Origin of the sequence: Streptomyces sp. NPDC056479 (assembly GCF_042795335.1) — a bacterium.
Taxonomy (GTDB): domain Bacteria; phylum Actinomycetota; class Actinomycetes; order Streptomycetales; family Streptomycetaceae; genus Streptomyces.
The window spans coordinates 39180-65143 of record NZ_JBHTRZ010000009.1; the positions used below are offsets into that span (position 1 = coordinate 39180).

The 25964-nt window shown below is 68.4% G+C and carries 20 protein-coding genes; 10 read left to right on the forward strand and 10 right to left on the reverse strand.

Features of this window, described 5'->3' with window-relative positions:
* Nucleotides 1–134 precede the first annotated feature (134 nt).
* Complete coding sequence (locus tag ACFQ6S_RS31710) at nt 135–1754, forward strand: phosphodiester glycosidase family protein (protein WP_383417379.1); 1620 nt, start codon at nt 135–137, stop codon at nt 1752–1754.
* A 29-nt stretch (nt 1755–1783) separates the two neighbouring features.
* Here the strand turns inward: ACFQ6S_RS31710 and ACFQ6S_RS31715 are convergent, their stop codons facing one another.
* Entirely contained in the window at nt 1784–2902 is a 1119-nt protein-coding gene (locus ACFQ6S_RS31715; protein ID WP_383417382.1) for a hypothetical protein, read from the reverse strand.
* 142 nt (nt 2903–3044) lie between these two features.
* Here ACFQ6S_RS31715 and ACFQ6S_RS31720 point away from each other — a divergent pair, with 142 nt between their 5' ends.
* A complete protein-coding gene (locus ACFQ6S_RS31720; RefSeq protein ID WP_383417384.1) occupies nt 3045–4199 on the forward strand; it encodes a cystathionine gamma-synthase in 1155 nt (384 codons plus the stop codon).
* Between the two features lie 16 nt (nt 4200–4215).
* Here ACFQ6S_RS31720 and ACFQ6S_RS31725 read toward each other — a convergent pair whose 3' ends face one another.
* From ACFQ6S_RS31725 to ACFQ6S_RS31735, 3 genes are all read right to left on the reverse strand, one after another.
* The gene (locus ACFQ6S_RS31725; RefSeq protein WP_383417387.1) at nt 4216–4464 is read right to left on the reverse strand and encodes a hypothetical protein; all 249 of its coding nucleotides are present in this window, start codon (nt 4462–4464) and stop codon (nt 4216–4218) included.
* Nucleotides 4461–4973 carry a sigma factor-like helix-turn-helix DNA-binding protein gene (locus ACFQ6S_RS31730; protein WP_383417390.1) on the reverse strand — a complete coding sequence of 171 codons (513 nt, stop codon included), beginning with the start codon at nt 4971–4973 and terminating at the stop codon, nt 4461–4463. The genes ACFQ6S_RS31725 and ACFQ6S_RS31730 overlap by 4 nt, the downstream gene beginning before the upstream one ends.
* A gap of 204 nt (nt 4974–5177) precedes the next feature.
* Nucleotides 5178–5684, reverse strand: coding sequence for a MarR family winged helix-turn-helix transcriptional regulator (locus ACFQ6S_RS31735; protein ID WP_383418254.1), 507 nt, complete (start codon nt 5682–5684; stop codon nt 5178–5180).
* A gap of 163 nt (nt 5685–5847) precedes the next feature.
* On the opposite strand from ACFQ6S_RS31735, the gene ilvA reads away from it, so the two are divergent.
* The 6 genes from ilvA (at nt 5848) to ACFQ6S_RS31765 (ending at nt 16531) form a co-directional block, all read left to right on the forward strand.
* On the forward strand, nt 5848–7077 hold the full coding sequence (ilvA, locus tag ACFQ6S_RS31740; protein WP_383417393.1) for a threonine ammonia-lyase: 1230 nt from the start codon (nt 5848–5850) through the stop codon (nt 7075–7077).
* Between the two features lie 185 nt (nt 7078–7262).
* A complete protein-coding gene (locus ACFQ6S_RS31745; protein WP_383417396.1) occupies nt 7263–8243 on the forward strand; it encodes an ATP-binding cassette domain-containing protein in 981 nt (326 codons plus the stop codon).
* 145 nt (nt 8244–8388) lie between these two features.
* Nucleotides 8389–9189, forward strand: coding sequence for an ABC transporter permease (locus ACFQ6S_RS31750; protein WP_383417399.1), 801 nt, complete (start codon nt 8389–8391; stop codon nt 9187–9189).
* A 1155-nt stretch (nt 9190–10344) separates the two neighbouring features.
* On the forward strand, nt 10345–13575 hold the full coding sequence (locus ACFQ6S_RS31755; RefSeq protein WP_383418256.1) for an NACHT domain-containing protein: 3231 nt from the start codon (nt 10345–10347) through the stop codon (nt 13573–13575).
* Between the two features lie 281 nt (nt 13576–13856).
* Nucleotides 13857–15911, forward strand: a complete 2055-nt coding sequence (locus ACFQ6S_RS31760) for a recombinase family protein (RefSeq protein ID WP_383417402.1) — start codon at nt 13857–13859, stop codon at nt 15909–15911.
* Nucleotides 15863–16531: an ABC transporter permease gene (locus ACFQ6S_RS31765; RefSeq protein WP_383417405.1), complete on the forward strand. Its 669-nt coding sequence runs from the start codon at nt 15863–15865 to the stop codon at nt 16529–16531. The genes ACFQ6S_RS31760 and ACFQ6S_RS31765 overlap by 49 nt, the downstream gene beginning before the upstream one ends.
* Nucleotides 16532–16611: 80 nt before the next feature.
* Here ACFQ6S_RS31765 and greA read toward each other — a convergent pair whose 3' ends face one another.
* Nucleotides 16612–17112 carry a transcription elongation factor GreA gene (gene greA / locus ACFQ6S_RS31770; protein ID WP_383417407.1) on the reverse strand — a complete coding sequence of 167 codons (501 nt, stop codon included), beginning with the start codon at nt 17110–17112 and terminating at the stop codon, nt 16612–16614.
* 211 nt (nt 17113–17323) lie between these two features.
* Nucleotides 17324–17722 carry a DUF4307 domain-containing protein gene (locus ACFQ6S_RS31775; RefSeq protein WP_383417408.1) on the reverse strand — a complete coding sequence of 133 codons (399 nt, stop codon included), beginning with the start codon at nt 17720–17722 and terminating at the stop codon, nt 17324–17326.
* 167 nt (nt 17723–17889) lie between these two features.
* Here ACFQ6S_RS31775 and mca point away from each other — a divergent pair, with 167 nt between their 5' ends.
* Together mca and ACFQ6S_RS31785 are read left to right on the forward strand one after the other, a co-directional pair.
* On the forward strand, nt 17890–18750 hold the full coding sequence (mca, locus tag ACFQ6S_RS31780; protein ID WP_383418258.1) for a mycothiol conjugate amidase Mca: 861 nt from the start codon (nt 17890–17892) through the stop codon (nt 18748–18750).
* Nucleotides 18743–18976 (forward strand): hypothetical protein, encoded by a 234-nt coding sequence (locus ACFQ6S_RS31785; RefSeq protein ID WP_383417411.1) that lies wholly within the window; start codon nt 18743–18745, stop codon nt 18974–18976. Before mca ends, ACFQ6S_RS31785 begins: the two co-directional genes overlap by 8 nt.
* 85 nt (nt 18977–19061) lie before the next feature.
* On the opposite strand, the gene ACFQ6S_RS31790 is transcribed toward ACFQ6S_RS31785, so the two are convergent.
* From ACFQ6S_RS31790 to ACFQ6S_RS31805, 4 genes are all read right to left on the reverse strand, one after another.
* Nucleotides 19062–20039, reverse strand: coding sequence for a hypothetical protein (locus ACFQ6S_RS31790; protein WP_383417413.1), 978 nt, complete (start codon nt 20037–20039; stop codon nt 19062–19064).
* Nucleotides 20036–21325 carry a CHAT domain-containing protein gene (locus ACFQ6S_RS31795; RefSeq protein ID WP_383417416.1) on the reverse strand — a complete coding sequence of 430 codons (1290 nt, stop codon included), beginning with the start codon at nt 21323–21325 and terminating at the stop codon, nt 20036–20038. Before ACFQ6S_RS31795 ends, ACFQ6S_RS31790 begins: the two co-directional genes overlap by 4 nt.
* Nucleotides 21326–21329: 4 nt before the next feature.
* Nucleotides 21330–22598 (reverse strand): DUF6879 family protein, encoded by a 1269-nt coding sequence (locus ACFQ6S_RS31800; RefSeq protein WP_383417419.1) that lies wholly within the window; start codon nt 22596–22598, stop codon nt 21330–21332.
* 133 nt (nt 22599–22731) lie between these two features.
* The gene (locus ACFQ6S_RS31805; protein ID WP_383417422.1) at nt 22732–25935 is read right to left on the reverse strand and encodes a tetratricopeptide repeat protein; all 3204 of its coding nucleotides are present in this window, start codon (nt 25933–25935) and stop codon (nt 22732–22734) included.
* Nucleotides 25936–25964: the final 29 nt, after the last annotated feature.

Consider the following 25964-nt stretch of genomic DNA (forward strand, 5'->3'; position numbering starts at 1 on the left):
TCCTGCTCTTCACGTGCCGGAGCCACGGGAGTCGTGGCGGTTGTCTGGGATGGACAGCGCACACGGCCGCCCCCATTGCGCCCACCCGCACATCGCCCCGACGGCCGCCACCGCGCTCCAGCCGTGAGGAAGCCATGGATCACAATGCCCTCGGCAGATCCGCCCGAGGCACCGCGCGCGTCCGCGCGTGCCTCGGCATCGCCGCCGTACTCGCCGTAGCCGTTCCCTCCCTGATGCCGACCCAGGCGCAGGCCGACCCCGCGAGCCACGTGGCGACCACTCAGTGGTCGACCGAGACGCTCGCACCCGGCCTGGAGGTACGGACCGGAACCATCACGCACCCCGACGTCACGCACAGCTGGACGGTCGCCGTTCAGTCCCCGGGCATCAGCCGGCTGACCGGGGCCGCGACCTGGTCCGAGGTCGGCACCCGGAACTGGGCCGACACCACGGCGGCGAAACTGCGCGACGCGGAATTCCAGCCGCGCGTCGAGACCGTCCGGTGGCCCGACTACTCCGACACCCCGCACGGGGTGATGGGACTTCGGGTACGGGTCGGCTCCTTCTCCACCCAGGCCGCCGCCCAGTCCGCGGCGGCGGCGATCACCGCGGCCGGGTTCCGCACCTCGGTCGCCTGGACCGGCTACGACATTCAGCAGCCGGCCGACCGGGAGAACGTGCATGTCGCGGTGATCGACCCGCGGGTCTTCGACGGCACCGTCGAGGGCACCCATGACGGCAGTCTCGCGCAGCGCAGGACCACGTCGTCGGTCGCTGCCCGGCTGCACTCACTGGTCGCCGTCAACGGTGGCTTCTTCGTGACCTCGGACGCCGACGGCGTCCAGGGCACGATGTCCGGCCTGGGCGCCTACGACGGGCGGCTGGGGTCGATGGCGGCCGGCGCGCGGGCCGCGCTGATCCTCGGCGACGACGGCCGCCACATCCGGGTGGCCGACCTGACCACCACGGTCACGGCCCAGGCGAGGAACTCCTCGTATCGGATCCAGGGCATCAACCGGGTGCCGGGGCTGGTGCGCGACTGCGGCCGCCCCGGCGCCACACCCAGCGCCCTGCCCTGGCAGGACGTCACCTGCCGACTGACCGACGACCTGGTCCAGTTCACCCCCGCGTTCGGCGCCGACCTGCCCACCGGGCCAGGCGTCCAGGCGGTGCTGGACGCCTCCGGCCGGGTCGTGACGCTGGGAGTGCGTGGTGGCCGGGTGCCGGCGGGCGGGCGCGTCCTGCAGGCCATCGGCGGCGCTGCCGACTGGCTGACCGCGAACGCCGAGCCCGGTGACCGCATCCGGGTCGGCGAGGTCGTCCGTGACACCGGCGGCCGGCGCATCGAACTCGACGGTGACGACTCCATCGTGAGTGCCGCTCCCACCCTGGTGAAGGACGGCCGGATCGACATCGACGCGGCGGCCGAGGGCGTGGTCGACCCGCAGGACCTGTCCTTCGGATACGCCTGGGCCAACGTGCGCCAGCCGCGCACCATGGCGGGTGTCGACAGCAAGGGGCGGCTGATCCTCGCGACGGTCGACGGGCGGCAGACCGGCGGCAGCGAGGGCTTCACCCTCCACGAGGCAGCCGAGTTCATGCGCTCGCTCGGCGCCGTGCAGGCGCTGAACCTCGACGGCGGCGGCTCCACCGCGATGGCCGTCCGCGGCACCCTGGTCAACCACCCATCGGACGCGACCGGCGAGCGCGCGGTCGGCGACAGCGTGCAGGTGCTTCCGGCGCCCAGCGACTGACAGCGGCCACCGCCCTCCCCCAGGGCCGCTCAGTGCGGCAGCGTCGCCGGGTTTCCGCCGTTCGCCTCGTAGCCCGCCACCGCGAGTGCCCGGTAGACCGCGAACTCCGCGGCCGGGTCGGCCGACAGCGTCCAGGGCAGGGCACCGACATGGCCGTCGACGTGTATCAGCTGGTCCATGGCCTCCGCCCAGCGCTCGCCGCGGACCAGGAAGAAGATCAGCAGGTGGCGCACGTGAGCCAGCATCGGGTCGTCGGGGCGGGCCGCGTGCGCCGCGTACAGCGCGCCGTGGATCGCCTTCGTCACGACCTCGCTCTGGTAGAAGCCGCTGACCAGGTTCACCTCGGGCAGATGCTCGAACACCGCGAAGAGCGGCATGGAGGCCAGGAGGGAGCCCTGCGGGGCGCGGGCCGCCGCCGCTTCCGCGAAGTCGTACGCCAGCTCGCGCGAGCCGTGCCACTTCTCGCACCAGTAGTGCAGGGCCGCCAGGTGTGCGCCCATGTGGGCCGGGGCGCGGTCCAGGATCTTCAGCCAGAGCTGCTCGAACTCCGGGCGGGGGTAGGCGAGTCCACGGGCCACCGACAGCTCGACGATGTACGGGATCGGGTCACCGGGAGCCAGCAGAGCCGCCTCGCCGCACGCCGACCTCGCCTCCTCCATGATGATCCGGAACTCGTCCGTGCCGGGTGTCGCCGTACGCCACGCCTGCTGTACCAGGAACTCCGCATGCACGGCCGCCCCGCCGGCGTCCTTGGGCTGCTCCGTCCGCCAGACCCGCAGCCACTGGCCGCCGGGCGTCTCGCTGACACCGCCCGGTCGCTGCTGCAGCTCCAGCGCCGCGGCCCCGGCGAAGGCCTGCACGCGCTGCCAGCGCAGCTCGCCCTCCGCCTCCGTGCCGGCCAGCAGTTGCGAGGCCGCGCGGTAGTCCTGGGTGCGCTGCACCAGGTCCAGGACGTCCAGCAGGTCCTGGTCGGGGCCCGGCATGCGGATGTCCAGCTCCTCCTGCCGTACGAAGCCGTAGTTCGCCGGGTCCGCGGCGTCCGGGTGGCCCGGCGGGACCTGCTCGATCATGCCCCGCCTGCGCCGCATGAACGGCACCAGCACGAAGCCGATCATGAGCGCTGCGATCAGGACCCAGAGAATTTCCATGCCTCCAGCGTTCCAGACGCTGCCGACAATTGGCCAACGAGGTCGGGGGCCCTGTGGAGAAAGGGTTCTGTGGAGAAAGGGTTCACCTCGGGAAACCCGGTCGTACGGCATCCGCGCCGTTCGCGCACTACGCTCGGTGCCCATGAGCGACAGGCACATCAGTCAGCACTTCGAGACTCTCGCGATCCACGCCGGTAACACCGCGGACCCCCTTACCGGTGCGGTCGTCCCGCCGATCTATCAGGTCTCGACCTACAAGCAGGACGGCGTCGGCGGCCTGCGTGGCGGCTACGAGTACAGCCGTAGCGCCAATCCGACCAGGACCGCCCTGGAGGAGAACCTCGCCGCCCTGGAGGGCGGTCGTCGCGGGCTCGCGTTCGCGTCCGGACTGGCGGCCGAGGACTGCCTGTTGCGTACGCTGCTCAGCCCGGGCGACCACGTGGTGATCCCCAACGACGCGTACGGCGGCACGTTCCGGCTGTTCGCGAAGGTCGTCGCGCGGTGGGGGGTGGAGTGGTCGGTCGCCGACACCAGTGATCCGTCCTCCGTGCGGGCCGCCATCACCCCGAAGACCAAGGTCGTCTGGGTGGAGACCCCCTCCAACCCGCTGCTCGGCATCACCGACATCCCCGCCGTCGCGCAGATCGCCCGGGACGCCGGCGCGAAGCTCGTCGTCGACAACACCTTCGCCACGCCGTACCTCCAGCAGCCGCTGTCGCTGGGCGCGGACGTCGTCGTGCACTCCCTGACCAAGTACATGGGCGGGCACTCGGACGTCGTCGGCGGTGCGCTGATCGTCAGCGACTCGGACCTGGGCGACGAGCTGGCCTTCCACCAGAACGCCATGGGCGCCGTCGCCGGCCCCTTCGACTCCTGGCTGGTGCTGCGCGGCACGAAGACGCTGTCGGTGCGCATGGACCGGCACAGCGAGAACGCCACGAAGATCGCCGACATGCTGACCCGGCACGCGCGCGTGACGCGCGTTCTGTACCCGGGTCTGCCCGAGCACCCCGGGCACGAGGTCGCCGCCAAGCAGATGAAGACGTTCGGCGGCATGGTCTCCTTCCGGGTCGAGGGCGGCGAGGAGGCGGCCGTCGACGTCTGCAACCGCGCCAAGATCTTCACGCTCGGCGAATCCCTCGGCGGCGTCGAGTCCCTCATCGAGCACCCGGGACGGATGACCCACGCCTCGGTGACCGGCTCGGCTCTGGAGGTGCCCGCCGATCTCGTCCGGCTCTCCGTCGGTATCGAGAACGTCGACGACCTACTCGAGGACCTGCAGCAGGCGCTCGGCTAGACCCCGGTGGAAGGGCTCACCAGCCCGTCAGCGGTGGAGTCGTCTCCGACGGCGGCTCCACCCACGGGTGGGCCGTCAGCGCCCACACCGTGAACGCCACCGTCGCCGCGAACAGCAGCAGCCACGTCAGCCCCACGGCGATCTTCCGGTGGCGCAGCATGCGGCCGCCGCGCCGCACGACCTCCGGGTACAGATCCGGCGGCACGGGCGGCGGGGTGCGCTCCATGATCCGGCGTGCGGCCGCTTCCCGCTGGACGCGGTTCATGGCGACACCACCTTCGCTCCCAGCACCGTCGGCGCGGGCTCCCGGGGCGGATGCAGCAGGGTCGCCGTCGCCCGGTCGCAGATCGCGTGGACGCGCTCCCTCGGCAGGCCCAGCAGGGCCGCCACCTGCTCCTCGGCCACCCCCTCGTACAGCCGCAGCACCAGGATCAGCCGTTCCTGCGGGGAGAGCCGGGCCAGCGGGCCTGCGGCGTGCGGGCGGACCCGGCCGAGGACGCCCAGGCCGCCGTACTGGTGCCAGGCGGCCCGGGAGAAGCGGGTGGCCAGGTACTGGCGGGTGCGGTCGTACGGGTCCTCGCCGTGCAGGCGGTCCCAGCATGCGTACGTGTGCGCGAGGGACAGCGTCAGCAGGCGCTTCGCGCGCGGATTGTCGTCCCGCGGCTCGGCCGTGAGCAGCGTGGCGGCATGCAGCAGCCGCCCGGCCGCGCCCGAGACGAACGCCTCGAACTCCCGGTCCCGGCGGGCGTCCTGGACCGCCCTGCGTCGTCCCACCGCCCCTCCCGCCTCGCCGCGTCCTACAGGAACCGGTCCGTCCCCCGCACGTGAAGCGCCGGTCGCGCACGAGGAGGACCCGGTTTCATATGAGGCCAGCGACGGCCCGGGGTCAAGAGTCGGGAGCGGATCACGCGCGCACGCGCGCGAGCAGGTCGCGAGCCGGGGAACGGCGAACGCAGGGGGGGTGACCCTTCGGAAGGGTCAGGAGGCCGTGTTCGTCTCCGTGCCCGAGATCCCCTGGGCCGCCATGCGGGTGGAGAGCGCGGTGTTGAAGCGGGTGAGCAGCGTGCAGAACGACTCACGCTCCTCGGGTGCCCAGTCGTGCGTCAGCTCGGCCATCAACTGACGCCGGGACGAGCGCACTTCCTCCAGCCGGGACTGCCCGCGCGGCGACAGCTGGAGCACCACCGCCCGGCCGTCCTCGGGATGCGAGGTCCGCTTGACGAGCCCCGTGTCGACCAGCGGTGCCACCTGCCGGGTGACCGTCGACGAGTCGATTCCCATGCTTGCCGCGAGCGCCTTGACGCCCATGGGGCCTTCCTTGTCGAGGCGGTTGAGCAGCAGGTATGCGGCGCGGTCCATGGAGTTGCGCACCTGCCCGACCCCACCGAGCCGGGTCTGTTCGGCACGACGGGCGAACACCGCCACCTCGTGCTGAAGCGTGTCGAGAAGACCGCTGTCAGCGACGGTCGTCATGTCCATCGACATGTCAGGTGTTGTGGGCATGGCCGGAGGCTCACTTCATGAAGGGGGTGCTGGGTTGGGGGACAGGGTACGCGGCCGGGAGGCGGGGTGTACCGGCGCTGCGCAAACCCATGTCGGTGCTTGGTCACACCAGGGCGTCGCGCCTGTGAACTGCGAGACTTGTGTCATGAGCTACAGCAAGGCTGACTCCTTGCCTCCCGTCACGCTCGACGACGTACGCGGCGCCCAGAAGATGCTGACGGGCGTGGCGCGGGTGACGGCGATGGAGGGCAGCAGGCACCTGTCCCAGCTGGTGGGCGCGCCGGTGCACCTCAAGTGCGAGAACCTCCAGCGGACCGGATCGTTCAAGCTGCGCGGCGCCTACGTCCGTATCGCCGGGCTGATCCCGGAGGAGCGCGCGGCGGGGGTCGTGGCGGCCAGCGCCGGCAACCACGCGCAGGGTGTCGCGCTGGCGTCGTCGCTGCTCGGAGTGCGCTCGACGGTGTTCATGCCGAAGGGCGCGCCGCTGCCGAAGATCAGCGCGACCCAGGATTACGGCGCCGAGGTGCGCCTGCACGGACAGGTGGTCGACGAGACGCTCGCCGCGGCCCAGGAGTACGCGGACGAGACGGGCGCGGTGTTCATCCACCCCTTCGACCACCCCGACATCATCGCAGGTCAGGGCACGGTCGGACTGGAGATCCTCGAACAGTGCCCGGAGGTGCGCACGATCGTCGTCGGCATCGGCGGGGGAGGGCTCGCGGCGGGTATCGCGATGGCGGTGAAGTCGCTGCGCCCCGATGTGCGGATCGTGGGCGTGCAGGCGGAGGGCGCGGCGGCGTACCCGCCCTCGCTGGCGGCCGGGCGCCCGCTCGCGGTCGACAACCCGGCGACGATGGCCGACGGCATCAAGGTCGGCCGGCCCGGTGACGTGCCGTTCCGGATCATCGGCGACCTGGTGGACGAGGTCCGCACGGTTTCCGAGGACGAGCTGGCCACGGCCCTGCTGCTGTGTCTGGAGCGGGCCAAGCTGGTCGTCGAGCCGGCCGGGGCGAGCCCGGTCGCGGCGCTGCTGAGCGACCCGGACGCCTTCGAGGGCCCGGTCGTCGCGGTGCTGTCCGGCGGGAACGTCGACCCGGTGCTGCTCGAGCGCGTCCTGCGGCACGGCATGGCCGCGCAGGGCCGCTACCTGGCCGTACGGCTGCGGCTCACCGACCGGCCGGGTGCGCTCGCCACGCTTCTCGGGGCGTTGTCAGTGGTGGACGCTAACGTGCTCGATGTGAGTCACGTACGGACCGACCCCCGGCTCGGGCTCGCGGAGGCGGAGGTCGAGCTGCACCTGGAGACGAAGGGCCGTGCGCACTGCGTCGAGGTCGGCCAGGCCCTGCGCGAGGCGGGCTACACCGTCATCGGCTGAGCCGCGAAGGGGGCGCTGGGCGGGCTGAAGCCCAGGTCGGAGGCTCTTTGTCACTCATTCGGGTAAGTCCATTGAGAGACGCGATACATCGCGTTATGGTGTGTCGCGTAAATCCACTGCTCAGACGAATGAAAAGTGCCAACCTAGTTTTTTTCCGAAGCTTCCCCGATGACGTGGAGACTCATATGCCAGGCGCCATCTATGCCGAAGGCCTGGTGAAGACCTTCGGCGACGTAAGGGCTCTGGACGGCGTGGACCTCGATGTCCCCGAAGGCACCGTCCTGGGTCTGCTCGGGCCGAATGGCGCGGGCAAGACGACGGCCGTCCGCTGTCTGACGACCCTGTTGCGGCCGGACAGCGGCTCGGCGGTCGTCGCCGGCATCGATGTTCTGAAGAATCCCGACGCCGTCCGCCGCTCCATCGGTCTGTCCGGCCAGTTCGCCGCGGTCGACGAGTACCTCACCGGCCGCGAGAACCTCCAGATGGTCGGCCAGCTCTACCAGATGAAGGCCAAGGCGGCGAAGGCCCGCGCGGGCGAGCTGCTGGAGCAGTTCGATCTCGCCGACGCCGCGGACCGGCCCACGAAGACCTACTCCGGAGGCATGCGCCGCCGTCTCGACCTCGCGGCGGCCCTGGTGGTCTCACCGCCCGTGATGTTCATGGACGAACCCACCACCGGCCTCGACCCGCGCAACCGCCAGCTGCTGTGGGAGGTCATCAAGCAGCTGGTCTCGGGCGGTACGACGCTGCTGCTGACCACCCAGTACCTGGAGGAGGCCGACCACCTGGCCCATGACATCGCCGTCGTCGACCACGGCCATGTCATCGCCACGGGCACCTCCGACCAGCTCAAGGCCCGCACCGGCGGCGAGCGCGTCGAGGTCGTGGTGCACGAGCGCGACGACATACAGACCGCTTCGGAGGTGCTGCGCGGCTTCGGCAAGGGCGACACCACCGTCGAGGACCACATGCGCAAGCTCACCGTGCCCGTGACCGGCGGCGCCAAGCTGCTCGCCGAGGTCATCCGCGAGCTCGACACCCGCGGCATCGAGATCGACGACATCGGGCTGCGCCGCCCCACCCTCGACGATGTGTTCCTGTCCCTGACGGGCCACATCGCGGAGGTCAAGAACGAGGAGAACGACAAGAAGGAGGCCGCGAAGTGAGCGCCGTCACCGACGCCGTGCGGGTCGCGCCGGCCACGAACCCGTTCAGCCAGTCCGTCCGGGACTCTCTTCGCGCGTATCGGCCAGGATCCGTCTCGCCGCACATCAGAGACCGACGGACTGACGCCTTGAAGGAGCAGGTGAAGTGAGCGCCATCAACGATTCCGCGGTGATCGCCCGCAGGAACTTGATTCGTATGGGCCGGATTCCAGAGATGCTCATTTTTGGGCTGATCCAGCCAATTATGTTCGTCGTGCTGTTCACCTACGTGTTCGGTGGCTCAATCCAGGTTGGCTCGTCCAGCTCCACCCAGGCCTACCGCGAGTTCTTGATGGCCGGCATCTTCGCCCAAACTGTCACGTTCGCTACGGCGGGCGCGGGTGCGGGCATCGCCGACGACATGCACAAGGGCCTCATCGACCGCTTCCGCTCCCTGCCGATGGCACGCGGCGCGGTGCTGACCGGGCGCACCTTCGCCGACCTGGTGCAGACGGCGCTCACCCTTGTCGTCCTGGCGGTCGTGGCCATGATCGTCGGCTGGCGCACACACGAGAACATCGGCAAGGTGCTCGCCGGCTTCGGGCTGCTCCTGCTTCTCGGATACGCCTTCTCGTGGATCGGTGCGCTCATCGGCCTGTCCGTACGCACTCCTGAAGCAGCGACCTCGGGCGGCCTGATCTGGCTGTTTCCGCTGACGTTCATCTCGAACGCCTTCGTGGATGCCAACCAGATGCCCACCTTCCTGCGGCACATCGCGGAGTGGAACCCGTTCAGTGCCACCGTGCAGGCCTGCCGAGAGCTGTTCGGCAACCTTCCCCCAGGCTTCAAGACGCCCGACGCCTGGCCCATGCAACATCCCGTGTGGGCCTCGCTGATCTGGTCGGTCCTGATCATCCTGCTCTTCCGCACACTCGCGGTCCGCAAGTACCGCCGAGCGACCGGCTGACGGCTTCCGGATCCTGTTCGTCGGTGGGCTGGCGTGCATGCTGCTCTGGGCAAGGAAGCGACCCGCAACGAAGGCTCCTCCACGCGGAGGGGCCTTCTTGCTGCGCGTATGAGCCGTTGGGCGGCCGTGCCATCGCCTGCGTAATCGTTGTGGCACCTGAAGTGGCATGCGACTCGGAGCGGTATCGGCCGAGGCAGTTCGCCTGCTCGCTACCTGGTCGCCGATATTGGGCATTGCGGTGTGCATCGACCTTCGTGGGCACGAGCTGTGGGCTCGCAGTCGAGATCCGGGGCGAAGAGATCATGGGCGAAAGCCAGACTGCCGCGCGTTCGCCGTCGCGGCTTGCTTTGACGGATGTCGTCTACGGGGCACGTGGCCCACTGGACGACGCCGCGATTCAACCGTTCACCAGGTCTTCCCGAACCAGTCCCAAATGCGTCATAGGCGCTCCGCCACAGGCCAGCCCGGCAACCAGCCATGTACAAGCCGAGCCTCCCAAGCTGAGGACCCACCAAGGCACCAAAGTTGCTCATCCCTACGGCGAGGCCGGCCGTCAGTCGTGATGGTCTCGGCAATGGCGAGTGTCGCCCGGACGGCTTCGCGCTGGAACCCTTGATGTCGATGGTCTTGTGTCTTGCGAACTGTTTGTCGAGGTACGCGAGGATCACTCGCAGTCGTCGTGTGTCAGGCGGCTTCGGACGTAGGCCGAAGAGGTCTCAAAACGGTCAACTGTGCTGCTCCGAGGGCCCCTGCACGATTGGCTGGTGTGATCGGAGCTTGGCACCGGCATCGCGTCGGCAAGATCCAAGCCGGTTGGTTTGCTCAGGGGGGACAGCAAGGGTGCGGAGCGTACTCCGAGTCATGGGCGGGGCAGGGCTGCTGGTCACGGGCGGAATGGCTACGAATCAAGTCTTGTCCGACAAAGGCCTTAGCTGGACATGGCTGTATGCATCCTTTGGGATTGCGGTGCTGATGCTCCTGTACACGGAGGTCTGGGCGGCTCCTGGTGGTGACGAAACAGCGGGAGGCGCCGGGGCCAACGGTGCACGAAACACGGCGCGGGGTGGACGTGCTGTGTACCTGCGACAGCTGCGGGCGACCGTACGGGATATGGAGACTGTAGGCGTCGCCACGCAAGGCGAGTTTGTGCTCCGAATGCACCAGGTATACGTAGATGTCAGCCTGGCACCGCAGGTATTGCATGCCGTTGCTGGAGAGCCACATCTGGGCGCTGTGTCTGGCGGTGAGGCTGGAGGACTGGCCCGACGCCGCAGCCTGGAATCCGTGCTGAGAGATGTTGAGCGAAACGCTGCTGCTCGAGTTCTTGCGGTGATCGGCGGACCAGGATCAGGGAAGACGACGCTGGCCCGCAATACGGCCCTCGCACTGTGCGAGCACCGCTGGTGGCCCTGGAGGCGGCGGCTTCCAGTCTTGCTCTACTTGCGTGACCATTCCGCCAGGCTCCTCGCCGGTGAGGCACCCACGCTTGGGGAAGTTGCGGTCTCGTCTGGCTGGTTAGAGGGGAAGGTCTCGGAGGGCTGGTTGGAGCGAAGGCTCGATCGCGGCGGCTGCGTGGTGCTACTGGACGGGCTGGATGAGGTAGCCGACCCTACCGAGCGAAGTCGAGTTGTGGCCTGGGTCGTGCGGCAGACGGAGCGACATCCTCGCAATGTCTATGTGGTGACCTCGCGGCCGCACGGCTATCAATCGAACCCGCTGCCCGGTGCCGAGGTGTTGCAAGTGCGGCGCTTCACGGGGGAGCAGATTTCTCAATTCCTGCATCAGTGGTCATACGCCATCGAAAGCCGAGCCCGGGCGCATACAAGGCGCGAGGTTCACGCGGCCACAGACAACTTCGTTGTGCGGCTGCGGACTCGGGCAAGCAGTCGGCATGAGCTGCGGACTGCTGGCGCCAGAAACGCAGAGGATCTGATGGCCCGGCTTCGGAACCAGCCAGCGCTGTACGACCTGGCAGCCAATCCACTACTACTAACAATGATCGCGAACGTGCATCGCTACCGCGGGCAGCTCCCGGGGAGCCGTGCGGAACTCTATGCCGAGATGTGTGACGTGCTGCTGCACCGACGCTACGAGGCTCGCGGTCTTTCGGACGCCACCGGCTTGAGCGGTCAGCATAAGCAGCACGTCACCCAACATCTCGCCCTGGTCATGATGCAGGCCAAGGTGCGTGACTGGCCGGTGGACGACGCGGCTCGAGCGATTCACCAGCCACTGCAGCAAGTGCCCGGCAACGTCACCTCCGAAGTCTTTCTCGAAGAGGCTCGAAAGAGCGGCCTTCTCGTCGAACGCGAACACGGCTTCCACGGTTTCGCCCACCTGACGCTGCAGGAGTACCTGGCAGCTGCTCAGCTCAGCACCCCTCGTGCTGATACGACAATCTTGACGGGGAGTGTCGATGACCCATGGTGGCGCGAGGCGATCCTGCTGTGGGCCGCAGGCAACGATGCAACCGGGGTCATCAGTGCCTGCCTAGATTGCGGCACCGTGCGTGCCCTGGCCCTGGCCTTCGACTGCGCTGACCAGGCACAGATCGTCGACCCTGCCGTCCGGAGTCGACTGGAGGCCTTGCTCACTGAGTCTGTCCGCAGTCAGGTTGCAGATCCAGCCCTACAGCGTGTCTTAGCTGGAGTCATGGCTACTCGCACTCTGCGCGAGACCGTACAACTCAACGATTCCGCTGCCTTGTGCGCGCGACCCATACCTCAAGCGCTGTACAACATGTTCATTCGTGAGGAAAGAACTAGCGGGCGGCATCACCCAGATATTGCCAGTAGTAGCAACAGTGCAGCAGCAGTAGGAATGCATGCTGGTGATGCCGAACGCTTCACTGTTTGGCTCAACGGAATCACAAGCGAAGCAACGTATCGTCTACCCACGCCCAGCGAACTTATGGAACAGCCGGCAGCGATTGCGACCGTTCTGAGGGGTCACACTGTTTGGGCCCAAGAGGGCACCCGCACTGTCCTGTATCAGCCACCGCAAGTGCCATGGCCGTACACGCCAGTGCCTGTCACCATGCGGTCCCGCACAGCTCCCACTAGGTCCTCCGTTGCAAACGACCGCCAACAAATCACCAGCTATCTGCGAATGCTGGCCACCTCCGCCGGGCAACGCAGGCAAGTGTTGGCCTGGGCCAGAGTGCTCAGTGTTGCCTTCATGCGTACTTCTGAATTCCGCCATGGCCCTAATCTCGACTCGCTGAATCTCGTCCTTGACCTCACGTTCGACCTCACCCTCGACCTCTCACTAAGCCTCGTCCTAACTGACGCATTTGGTGGTTACGGCTACACCGATGAAATGCACCCTAACGTCTACTATCGGCCCAGAAATCGCACTCAAGCTGTCAATCATGCCCGAGCTATCGACCGTGCTCGTGCACTCTCTGACGTTCTTAACCGCGACCATTTTCACGACCACGTTGACATCGGCACGCTTGACTCCGTCGGCGCAGCGCTGGCTCTCGACCCGGCCCTCGACACCATCCGTGATCAGTTCACCTACGGCTCCGCACGAGAGCCGGGTGATGGCCCGAGCCGTGCTCATGCTCTCAGACAAGCCCTCTGTCTCTCCGTGAATCACACCCTCAGCCACGCGGAGGGGCTCACTCTGCCCCTCAATAGTGACCTCGTGGACGCCCTCAACCGCCTTCGTTCCCTCAATAGCCCTGACGCAAGTCGCCTTCACGTCGCTGGAACTGCCGAAGTCATCGCCGACGCTCTTACCTTCGCTTTTACCCGCGCGCGCAATCTTGATCCCGACATCGGTGTCGACCTTGACATCAACGTCGACAGCGTCGAGTTCCCAGATTCGCTCAGCCTCCATCTCAGTACCCCTGAGAGGTTGACTCTGGCCGTCGATATCGCCCTTGATCAATTTTCCTTTCCGGGAGTCCCTAAAGCTGCCCTCGCCGCGTGCCAGTCACTAGTCGCGACCTGGGAATCACCTGCCGATATGGAGCTGAACTCAGCTCTCACGAATTTGGACGATTTCCTGGTAGGTGTTGCGGGTGAAGCGTCTGCCGCTGAGAGAGGTCCAGAAGATCCACTGAATGCCGTGCGTAATGTAAGCGATTCGCTGTTGACTGGTGCGAGTAGCGCGTCGATACCCCTTCACGTACGACGCTCTGCAGAGAGCGCATTGGAACTACTGAACGCAATGCGCGACCGGAGGCTTCCTTCCACCGACCTGACTCTGGCTTGTGCCCGCACGGGCCTCCTGGCCATGGCCGCTTCCCTACAAGCATCGGATCAACACGACGCAGCCCAAGCCCTGTGTCGGGCATTGCAGAGCCTCATCGCGCAAGACCGATCTTCTCCGAACCGGCAGGAGTCCAATCAGATTCTTCTCGTCACTCGCACTCAGTAGAGGCACGCACATGCCTCCAAGCTGTGGGACCGGTTCGTCATCGACGTAAGGCGGCGTCTCGCCTCCTAGGTCGGCCTTGTGCAGTCCCGCACAGTGTCTAGACGACCTTTGTTTGGGCATTTCATAAACGGCCGTAAAAACAGGGGTAGTTGTCAGAGACCGACTGTCGAGTAGCAGATAGGGCGGCTAATCTGGAGGCAACACATGGAGACCCCAGGGGGTTGCCGCCCCCTGGGGTCAGGCCGGTCGTGGACCAGCCTGCCAGTCACGGAGGGACTGACATGGGGAAGGGTACCGTCATGCGCGGGCGCCGGAGTGCGGGCGTTGTCCGCGTTGCTATCTACCTGCGCGTCTCTACGATGCAGCAGTTGGAAGGGTACGGCCTTAAGGTTCAGGAAGATCAATGCCGGGCCTGGCTTGCATACGCTCTGCGCGGACAGGAACACGTCGTTGTCGATGTGTACGTGGATGGTGGCGTTTCCGGAAAGCTTGCCAAGCGTGACGATCTTGACCGTCTGACCGCCGACATCATGGGCGGGAAGTTGGACTTGGTCGTCTTCGGCAAGCTCGACCGCATCGGCCGCACGATGAAGAACATCCACCGTTGGGTCTACGACGTCACTGACTACGGCGTTCGCGTCGCCACTGCTGACGGCCGTATCGACTCCGACGACGAGATGTTCGGCATCCAACTCTCTCTCCTCGCCTACATGGCCGAGGTCGAGCACGCCCTGATTCTGGAGCGCACCATGGGCGGTCGGATGCAGAAGGCTGCCGCTGGGGGTTGGCCGCTGGGGGAGCCGCCCTTTGGCATCATGCTGGACGCCGACGGAAACCCCGTGCTCAACCCTGATGAGGTCAGGCAGATCGAGGCGTACGCCGACTTCATGATTGACTCGCCCGAACCTGTGACGCAGGAGGACGGAGCCCGTCACCTCAACGCCCTGGGTTACACCCAGCGCAATGGCAGACCGTGGGTCGGTGGCAATCTCGGCCGGCGGATCGAGGCCAGTCTTCGCGGCTATGTGGAGTTCGTTTTCGCGGGCGAGAACGAGGACGGCGATCCGATAACGACGACCTTCCGAATCGACGTTCCGAAGCCACTGCCTGACGATCGCGTCGAGCAATTGCGCGCTGCCATCAACCGGGGCAAGCGCATCAAGGGCAAGCACTCGCGATACCTGCTGTCCAACCGTCTCATCAGCTCGTGCGGAGCTCACCGGACCGGCGGCAGTACCGCCACCGGCCGCTATTACCGCTGTATGGGAGGTCGCGTCGGAAGGGGTACGCCTGGGAGTCATGAGGATTGCTGGGAGCTCCCGGTTGAGGATGTCGACGCGGCTGTCTGGTCCGAGATCGACGGCCTGTTGGAAGACAAGACGAAGCTGCACGGCCTTATTGCCAAGTGGCTGGGCACCGTTCCGGAGAGGGCTGCCTCCTACCGGCGCCGACTGGCCGAGCTGGACGAGCAGCTTGAGAAGAAGCGGTCGAGCCGCAAGAGCAAGATCGCATTGCTTCTGGCTTCCGCCGAGGACGATGACCATGACGTTGCCCTGATTGAAGAGCTGAAGGCGGAGCTGAGGCAGCAAGAGCAGGAGCTGCTTCAGGAGCGCAGTCGGGTCGCTGATTGGCTGGCCGATGCCGAGGCTCAGGAGGAGCGGGCGAGGGAGCTGCTCCACGCGGTGGACAGCATCGACACGTCGGCGGAGAACTTCACCCTGGAGCAGAAGTTGGATCTTCTGGAGCTGCTCGACGTGCAGGTCCAGATCATGGACAAGGGGGTCCCTCGGCACAAGGGGCTGGTTGACCCCATCACCGAGTGGCACCGAGAGAACGACGTCCCGGTCCCGGCTCAGCTGACGGACGAGATGTGGGACAAGGCCAAGGACCTCCTGTCGGGCACCCGGCAGTGGAAGGACGTGCGCGGTGCGTTCGACGTGATGTTGGAGAAGCTACGCACGGGGAAACCGTGGAACGAGTACAGCGGATGCGAGCGAATCGGGGGACGGGCCTATGCGTCGCTGTATCGGCGCGTCCATCACTGGTTCGATTCTGAGGAGTATCAGGCCGTACTGAAGGCTCTGAGGGCCTATCCAGCGGTTCGTGTGCCGCCCTCGTACGTGCTGCCTCGGATGCTGGTCATGGGTGCGGTTGCCCCGAAGTTCACCGCTGCTCAGGTCGCGACCGAGCACGACCATGTCTGCGACGGCAGTGGGGTGGGGGAAGCGGGAGGCACCCCGAGTTGCAACCTCGCCTGGAGAGGCGAACAAGCGTCTTCGGCGGATCGATGCAGATCGGCAACAGCACCAGCGCCGCCGACTACAAGAACTTCCTGATGGCGGGCATCTTCGCGCAGACCGTCACCTTCGCCACCGCCAGCTCCGGCGCGGGCATCGCCGACGACATGCACAAGGGACTCATCGACCGCTTCCGCTCGCTGCCCATGGCGCGCGGCGCGGTGCTGACCGGGCGTACCTTCGCCGACTCCGTCCAGACAGCGCTGACGCTTGTCGTGCTGGCGGCAGTCGCCCTGATGGTCGGCTGGCGGGTGGGCTCGAACGGCGACACGAACGCGGGCAGGGTCCTGGGCGCCTTCGGTCTGCTGCTCCTGCTCGGCTATGCGTTCACCTGGATCGGCGCCCTGATCGGTATGTCCGTGAAGACCCCCGAGGCGGCCACGTCCAGCGGACTGATCTGGCTCTTCCCGGTCACCTTCATCTCGAACGCGTTCGTGGACACCAGCCATATGACCCCGTGGCTGCGGCACATCGCCGAGTGGAATCCCTTCAGCGCCACCGTGCAGGCCTGCCGAGTGCTGTTCGCCAACCCCGGGCAGTCGCAGTCGGACGCCTGGCCCATGCAGCACCCGGTGTGGGCCTCGCTGATCTACTCGGTCCTGATCATCATTGTCTTCCGCACGCTGGCGGTTCGGAAGTACCGCTCCGCGACCGCATGACAGAACCCCCGGCGCCGAGGGGCGGCCGGGGGTTCGTCACAAAAGGGCGGGCTCGCTGACCTGCCGGTCCGACGGTGAGGTCAGCCGTTGTAGGGCTCGGCCTTCAGGATCTTCACCGAGGCCGTCTTGCCGTTGGGCAGCTCGTACTCGGCGTCCTCGCCGACCTTGTGGCCGATCACACCGGAGCCCAGCGGGGACTGGGGCGAGTAGGTCTCGATGTCCGAGCTCGCGTACTCGCGCGAGGCGAGCAGGAAGGTCGTGGTGTCGTCCTCGTCACCGTCGAAGGCGATCGTCACGACCATGCCGGGAGCCACCGCACCGTCCGCCGACGCCGGCGCCTCGCCGACCTTGGCGTTCTCCAGGAGCTGGGTCAGCTGGCGCACACGGAGCTCCTGCTTGCCCTGCTCCTCCTTGGCCGCGTGGTACCCGCCGTTCTCGCGCAGGTCGCCCTCCTCGCGCGCGGCCGCGATCTTGGCGGCGATCTCCGTGCGCGCAGGACCAGACAGGTGCTCCAGCTCGGCCCTGAGCTGGTTGTACGCCTCCTGGGTCAGCCAGGTGACGTTCTCGCTGGTCTGGGTCACAGGTGCTCCTCGTAGGTACTGGGAATACAAAGCATCGCCCTACCCAGAAGGATGTTCCTTCATGGATGGGCGAAACCACGAGCCTAACAATTCAATGGCCGAAGGGGGAGGACATAAGCCATCAGAATCTCATCAACGCAGGTCAGCGCCTACGTATTCAGGACCCATTCGGTCTCTGTCGGCCAAGGGCGGTCGGATTCGGTCGACCGGATCAGCCGGCGTGGCAGCCGAGCAGCTCGGCCGTCGTCCCCTCGGACGTCGTACGGAGCGTGACGACCTTGTCGATGCGGGTGGCGTCGCCGTCGAAGCGGAAGTCGGCCCGGCCCACCTCGGCGCCGCTCTCCGCCTGGGAGCGCAGCGTGCAGTAGCCGGAGGCGCCGGCGTCCTTGCGGACCTCCAGATGCACCTTCACCGCGTCCTTCGTGGCGTCGAACTCGATCACCTCGGCGCTGATCTTGTTCTGGCCCACGTAGTAATAGGCGAAGTAGCCGATCACCGCCAGCAGCAGCGCCCCGAGGACGGCGCCGACGACCTTGAGCGTGCGGTCGGCGCGGGCGTCCGAGGAGCGGCCGTAGCGGCCCTCGGGACGCCGCGTACTCGCGGTACTCATGATCGTCCTCTCCGCAGGGGCGGGACGGATGTCCCGAAAGGGGGCCCGCGGTGCCTACCGCGGAATTATCCGCCCCCCGATTCGGTCACTATAGAAGCCGCCGATCGCGCCGGTTCACACCGGGCGCCGACTACGAGGATTGAGTCTTGACTGACCAGCTGCGACTGATGGCCGTGCACGCCCACCCCGACGACGAGTCGAGCAAGGGCGCGGCCACCATGGCGAAGTACGTGTCCGAGGGGGTGGACGTGCTGGTGGTGACCTGCACGGGCGGGGAGCGCGGCTCCATCCTCAATCCCAAGCTGCAGGGCGACAAGTACATCGAGGAGCACATCCACGAGGTGCGCAAGAAGGAGATGGACGAGGCCCGCGAGATCCTCGGCATCAAGCAGGAGTGGCTCGGCTTCATCGACTCCGGCCTGCCCGAGGGCGACCCGCTGCCGCCCCTTCCCGAGGGCTGCTTCGCCCTGGAGGACGTCGACAAGGCGGCCGGCGAGCTGGTGAAGCAGATCCGCTCGTTCCGTCCCCAGGTGATCACCACCTACGACGAGAACGGCGGCTACCCGCACCCCGACCACATCATGACCCACAAGATCTCGATGGTGGCCTTCGAGGGCGCGGCGGACACCGAGAAGTACCCGGAGGGGGAGTACGGCCCGGCGTACCAGCCGCAGAAGCTGTACTACAACCAGGGCTTCAACCGCCCCCGCACCGAGGCGCTGCACCAGGCCATGCTCGACCGCGGCCTGGAGTCCCCCTACGGGGACTGGCTCAAGCGCTGGGACGAGTTCGGCATGAAGCAGCGCACGCTCACCACGCATGTCCCGTGCGGCGACTTCTACGAGATCCGCGACAAGGCCCTGATCGCGCACGCCACGCAGATCGACCCCGACGGCGGCTGGTTCCGCGTCCCGCTGGACCTTCAGAAGGAGGTCTGGCCGACCGAGGAGTACGAGCTCGCGAAGGCCCTCGTCGATACCTCCCTCCCCGAGGACGACCTCTTTGCGGGCATCCGCGACAATGCCTGACATGAGCGCAAGCGCAAGCCTGGCAATGACACAGCTCGCCACCCTCGCCAAGGAGGTGGACGAGGACAAGGTCACCCCCGGCGTCCTCGGCTTCATCGTCTTCGCGGTGATGGCCCTGGCGGTGTGGGCCCTGATGAAGTCCATGAACCGCCACATGAACAGGGTCGAGTTCATGGAGGCCCCGGATCCGAAGGCAGACTCCGGGGACGCGGACGCGAAGAGCTGACCCCTCGGTCGCGGTGCGTCGGCGCCATGACTTCATGACACCGTGTTGGTGTCATGAAGTCATGCTCCACCGTCCGTCCGCTCCGTCACCGGGAGTGGTCGGCCAGGGACAGCAGCAGATGCGCGGACTCCGGCCGCAGATGGTCCGAGTGCGCGCCGGCGGGGCCGAAGCCCCGGACGAAGACCTCACCGGCATCGACGCTGACGAACGGGTGGTCGAGGGCGCGGAGCGGATACCGCTCGTCGGGCGGCAGCATCCGGATCGACGAAACCGGCTCGGGTGCGGTCCCTATGCCCGCGTACCCGATGCCGGCCCGCCGCTCCGCCCGTAGATGCCAGAAGCCGGTGGCCCTGTCGTGCTGGGAGTAAGTCGCGACGACCGGTCCGCGCAGGGGCGCCTCGGGGAGGCTGGTGAAGCTCGTGGCGAAGGCGTCGCGCGGGGCCGCCATCTGCAACAGCAGCATCGAGTCCACGGTGAAGGGCCGCCCATGCGGCTGCGGCGTGCTCCACCCCAAGGTGGCCGGCTCCTCGCCCGCCGCCCACTGCACCGCCTCGCACAGGAGGCGACAGCCGAAGGAGTGGCCGACCAGGTGGAGGTACTGGCCTTCCCGGTTGGCGAGCACGGGCGGGGCCGCCGGATCGGGGCGCCGGCCGTCCAGGTAGCCGAGCAGGCCGCCGATGACGCGGGCGGCGTGGCCCCGCGTACTCATGGCGTGTGCGCGGTCACGGATCCGGCGGTAGCCGCCGAGGGACGGCAGGGAACGTGACGGCCAGCGGATCAGCACGGTCCAGGGCCGCCAGGGCCGCAGGCCGGGATACAGGGCCGGTCGTCGCTCGTGCTGGGCTGTGGTCAGGTCCAGCAGCCGCCGGGTCGTGGCTAGCGCCGAGTCGGGCGAGGTCTGCCAGCCGTGCACGTAGACCAGCAGGTCGGTCGCCCAGGCGGGTGGGGACAGCCGTTCGACGAAGTGGGTGGTGAGCCGGTGGGCGGGCACGGGGCGCGCTCCCGTCGGCGTCTCCTCCACGAGCCAGCCGGTGGGGTCCAGATCGATCACCGTCAGGGTCACAGTTCCCGCTCCAGGCGATTGTCCATCCCGCAGTGCAGGGCGTAGGCGAGGCCCAGTGGATTGCGATGGACTCTGGCGAAGTGCCGCGCCAGGTCGTGGGCGATCGTCCCCGCGGTTTCCTTGCCGGACAGGTAGCGGGTCACGTACAGCAACGCGTACTCGGCCGCGAAGAGCTGGGGCATCTCTATCTGCGGTCCCAGCACTCCGGCGGCACCGGCCTGGATGAGCGCCCCGCCCAGATACGCCAGTCCGGCGTCGCCCGGGATTCCGGCGTAGCAGGCATTGAGCAGCACGAGCGGGTTGCGGCGGAGCAGGGTGCCGTCGGCGGCGCCCTGGCGGGCCAGCAGCGTGTGCGCGTCGATGTCGCGTCCGTCGCTCAACTGCACCACGAGGAGCGGAGCTTCGGTTTCCGCGCTCCGGAACCGCCCGTGGCACCAGAAGTACATGAACTGCTCGTCCAGTTTCCCCGCCACGATGTCGTCCAGCAGGTCCTGACGGGTGCGGCGTTCCACGAACGTGGTGTCCGTGCGCAGTACGGCCGCGACCTCGGCGGCCTTGGTCCGCCCCGCGGCGTCGACTCCGGTGTCGTGGTTCAGGCTCACGGACGGCGAGGCGAGGGGGAGCATGGGCTCCTGGGGGTCGGGGAGTTCGGGGTAGTACCCGCCCGTCTGCTCGATCTGGTGGCGGTGCCCGAGGAAGCGCAGGAAGAGGGCATCGAGGTCACTGCCCGCGGCCGGGTCCCGCGGCAGGCACAGCAGCGGCCACGGCAGGAACAGCACGTCCGAGTCGAAGCGGACGCGCAGGTCCTCACGGCCGAGTACCTCGATCAGCACCTGGCGTACCCATAAGGCGCGCAGGTTGAAATCGGCGAGGAGCACGTCGAACAGGAGATGGGCGCCCTGCGTGGCCAACTCGTCCAGCACCGGGCGCAGTTCCTCATCCTTGCCGGTGAGGTCGACCTGCGTGGCGTACGGGTGGTCGGGGCGCCCCGGGTCCGGTACCCCGTCCGGCGTCCACGGCCGGGCGGAGACGAACTCGGCCTGCCAGCGCCGGCGCAGGTTCAGGCCGAGCCGCTGTACCTTCTCGGGCCGCACGTCCAGGATCGCCAGGACCTCGCCGTACCGCCCGGGCGGCACCTGGGGCCCGTACACGCGGACGCGGAGCCGGTCTCCGCCGTACTGGTCGAAGGCGACGACCACGTCCGGATGTCTCGCGGTGGGAGGGGGGTTGCGGGTGAAGTCGTGGCTCGGGTTCCGGACGACGTGTGCGTCGAGGGCGCGGGGCATGCGGTCACCCCACCTCCGCGTACAGGGCGACGGGGGTGGCCGGCGCGTCTCCGGCCGGCCCGTCGGTGACGTGGACCGTGGTCTTGACCCGCTGGAGGACGGTGCCGGTCGCCGCGTCGTGGACGGTGACGGCGATCCGGTGCGTTCCGGACCGCTCGGGGGTGAAGAGGACCTGGCCCGCGCCGGCGTCCCCCCACTGGGGAGGCCGGAGCTCGACGCTGACCGGCTCGATCAGCGCCTGGGTGAGCGGGGTCGCCGTGGCGACGAGGTGGGGACGGGCGGCCCCCGGCTCCGACCACCGGTGCAGCGGACCCGGCTGCACCCGAAGCTCGATTTCCGCGGGAATCCCCGAGGCCGGGTTGTCGTCCATGAGGACCAGCAGAAGCCGGCAGGCATCGGGGGCGAGCTCTTCGGGGAAGGACCTGATGGGACTCATGAGCTGGGGCCGCTCCGCCATCACCCACAGCTCGTGGAACTCGGCGGCGCGGTCCTCGACATGCGCCGACTCGGCCTTCAGCCAGGTGCCGGCCGGTTGGGACCACGGACCCCACTCGGTCTCCAGGCACAGTGCCCCGTCGAAGATGACCAGGTCTCTCACCCGGGGCATCGACGGCAGCTGTGAGCGCACCGCGATGCGCACTGATATGCCACACCGAAGGTGTGTCTCGCAGAGTGCTCTGAGCTCGGGTGTGACCTCGTCCGGATGCCGCACGACGAACAGGCGCCGGATCTCCACGCCCCGTCTCTTGACGGCCCTCTCCTGGGCGGCGAGATACCGGTCCCCGGGCCCGCCGAACCAGAAGTCCCGGTCCGCCACGGTGGTGACGGCGTCGACGGTCATCCTGGCGCACTCGGTGAGGGAGATCAGCCACTCATGGTCCTCGCCCGGCCGCTGCGCGCTCCCACTGCCGAGGCTCACCAGCAGATCGGCCAGCCGGGCCAGCCGCCTCCCGGCGAAGGCCTGCGCGAGGTCGCCGCCCCGTTCACGGATCCTCGTGTACCCGAGGACCAGCCGGGACATTTCGTCGGAGCGGACCGGCAAGGGGTGGGCCGCGCGGAACAGCTCCGTCGCCGTGAGGACTTCGGCGGGGCGCTGTTCGACCTGCTCCAACCGCTTGCCGAAGTCCACCAGGTACTGCACGACCAGTGCCGCGCCGCCGATGGCGGCGGACGCCGTCCACGCCCACGCCCGGCTCGCGTCCTGGGCCAGGACGACCGTCAGGAAGAAACCGCCCGCCATCGCCGACGCGGTGAGCAGTATCTTGCGCAGCACGGTCGATCGGCGTCGCCGCCGGTTCCATGGCGCGGTCCGACCCCGTCCTGACCCAGGTCCATTCATCTCGGTCCCCCCGCCGCACGCGCTTCGCGCCGCACCTCGCACGCTCCGCGCCGAAAACCGGACCCGCTCACCGAGGCGAAGCCGCGATCGACACGCCCATGACTTCCCGCGCATGCCGGTTCGGCACCATCCCCAACCGCCAAGCCTGCCATCCGGCTTCCAGGTTCACGCCCCGTTCCAGCAACAGCAGGTACGCCTCTACGTAGTCGTCCAGCTTCGCGTCCCGAAGCGGATGGCCGGTGCGGGACAGCTGGGCCAGTTCCTCCTGGGCCACCGCCGTGCCGACCTCCACGCCGCCGGGAGCGGCGTACGGCAGCAGGGTGCCGCGCAGGAAGCGGGCCCAGTCCTCGCCGCGCCGGTCGCCGTAGGAGGCGAACAGAGCGACCGCGTCGTCGCACAGCGTCAGCGCCTGCTGGGTACGCGTGTTCCCGGCGTCCACCACCACCAGCTCCAGGCACGTCCACGCCTCGCCGTGCGCGACACCGATGCGCTGGAAGTCGGCACGGGCGTCCACCAGGAGCTGGCGCGCGAAACCGGAGTTGCGCAGGGATCCCGTCTGGGCCGCCCGCTGGTCGCGCGTCACCCGCGCCGAGTGGTGCCGGGCGCACGCCAGCCCGTACACGTCACGCATACGGGAGAACATCGTCCGCGACCGCTCCAGCTCCCGTACCGCGAGATCCAGATTGCCCGTCTCCTCCAAGGACTGGCCCAGGTAGTAGAGCGACCAGGCCTCGCCGCGCGCGTCCTCGTTGTCGCGATGACGGGCGGCCGCCTGGCGCAGACCGTCCACCGCCGGGGAGGGATCACCGGCGACCAGACGGGCCCGGGACAGCTGGGTCATGGCCCACGCCTCGCCACGGGCGTCGCGGGTACGGCCGTACAGCTCCAGGGCCGTCCGCAGCTCCGTCTCCGCCCGCGGCACATCGCCCATCCGCAGCCCGAGCTGGCCCAGCTGGAAATGGGCCCAGGCCTCGCCGTGGATCGACTCACCGGCCCGGTGCAGCGACAGGGACTCGGTCAGCAGGTCCAGGGACTCGGCGATCCGGCCCCGGTCCCGTTCCACCGCCGCCAGCGCGTGCATGGTCCAGGCACGGTCCGTCGCCAGCTGGGGCGCCGACTGCAGATCCAGGGCCTCGCGGAGCTTCGTCGCCGCCTCCGTCAGGTTGCCCTGATGATGCAGCGTGATGCCGAGGGAACACAGGGCACGGGCCGCGCCCGCGTCGTGCTGGGCCTCCATATAGAGCTCGACCACCGAGGTCAGAGTCGTGCGGGCCTTGTCCAGCTCGCCCAGCTGACGGGCCGCGATGCCGGTGCGCCACTGCACGGAGCGGACCAGCAGCCCCTTGTCGACCGCCTGCGCCAGCTCGCTGATCTCGCCCAGCCGGTAGAGGTCGCCGCGCAGCAGGCAGTAGTCGCACAGGGCGCCCAGCAGGTTCAGCACCGCCGCCTGGTTCGCGTCCTCCGCGTGCCGCAGTGCCGCCGTGATGAAGCTCGACTCGTCGTCCAGCCAGCGCAGCGCGTCGTCCAGCGAGGTGAAGCCGTGCGGACTGAAGCGGTCCGAGCGGGTCGACATATTGCCGTCGACCAGGCGCAGGACCGATTCGGCGAGATCGGCGTAGTTCACGATCAGCCGCTCCTGCGCCGCCGTACGCTCCGCGGGCTCCTCCTCGTCGAGAAGGCGGGCCTGGGCGAAGCCGCGGACCAGGTCGTGCAGGCGGTAACGGTTGCCGCGCACGTGGTCGACCAGGCCCGCCTCGGACAACGCCACCAGATGACGGGTCGCCTCCGCCTCGTCCGTGGCCAGCAGCGAGGCCGCCGCCGCGGCGCCCAGCGACGCCCGGCCCGCGAGGGCCAGCCGGCGCAGCAGCCGCCGCGCCGTGTCCGACTGGTCCGTGTAGCGCAGCCACAGCACCCGCTCGATCGGCTCCACCGGACCGTACGCACCCAGATCGGTCGCCAGCGTGCGCGGTGAACGCGGGCCCAGTGAAGAGCCCGCGATGCGCAGCGCCAGCGGCAGCCCTCCGCACAACTCCCTTATCTCGTCCGCGGATTCGGCGTCGTAGGGCCCCGAGGAATCCTGCGCCGCCGCGGTCAGCAGCTCCTCCGCGCCCGCCGAGTCCAGTGCCTCCACCGGCAGCTGGTGCACCCAGGCGGCCAGCTCCGCCGGCAGCTCGAGGGGCTCGCGGGCGGTGACCAGGACCAGGCTGTCGGAGCGCTCGGGGACGAGGGTGCGGACCTGCTGGGCGTCCAAGGCGTCGTCCAGTACGACCGTGACCGGCAGGCCGGTGAGGTGCTGGTGGTAGAGCTCGCTCAGCCGCTTGACCTGCTGGTCCGCCGACGAGCGCTCACGGAACAGGAGTTGCTCGCGCGGGGCGCCCAAACGGTTCAGCAGATGCAGCAGCGCGTCTCGCGTCGACAGCGGCGGCTCCTCGGTGGTGTCGCCGCGCAGGTCCACCACGCACGCCCCGCGGAACTGGTCCTTCAGATCGTGCGCCGCGCGGATCGCCAGTGCCGTACGGCCGCTGCCGGGCGCGCCGTGCAGGACGACCACCGTCGGCTTGGTCTCCGTACTCGCCCGGGCCGCCTGCACCCACTGCCGGATACGGCCCATCTCCTGCCGACGGCCGGCGAACGGGCCCATCGGCTCGGGGAGTTGACCGAACGACTGCTCCAGCACACTCCGCCCACGGGCCGCGGCGCTCTTGTCGGCGCCCCGCAGCCGGGGCGACGTCTTCTTCGGGCCGGTGGACGCGCTCAGTACGCGCTGCTGGTCGAGGAAGGGGCGGATACCACGTACCTCCAGCGCCGTCAGCCACTGCAGACGCAGCTGTTCCGGGCCGCCGGGCTGGCCGACGGCGCCCGCGCGGTGGTGCGCGGCGGGCAGATGCGTGCCGGCCACCTTCACGACGGTGGCCGCCGCGCCGACGACGCCCACGGTGACGCCCGCGCCCACCGCGGTGGTCGCGCCGGTGCCGAGCGCCAGGTCGGACACGACGGCCGCGAGTGCGGCGACGCCGGCGACCATCAGCGGCGTGGCACCGCCCTCGCGGGCGAACCGCTGCCCGAACGTCAGCCGACCGGCGTCCGCCTCGTCCAACGCCCGCGTATACGCCTCGTACTCCTCGGCCGCCGCCTGCGCCATGGCATCCAGCGCGCCGCGCGCCCGCGACAACAGCACCTGCCCGTCGATGCGACCACCCGAACGCCGCACCTCCTCCTCCACGGCCCGAGCCAACAGCCGCTCGGCCTCAGTCCGATGGCTGTCCCGCATGTCACGTCCCCCTCCGGCGGCAACTCCTT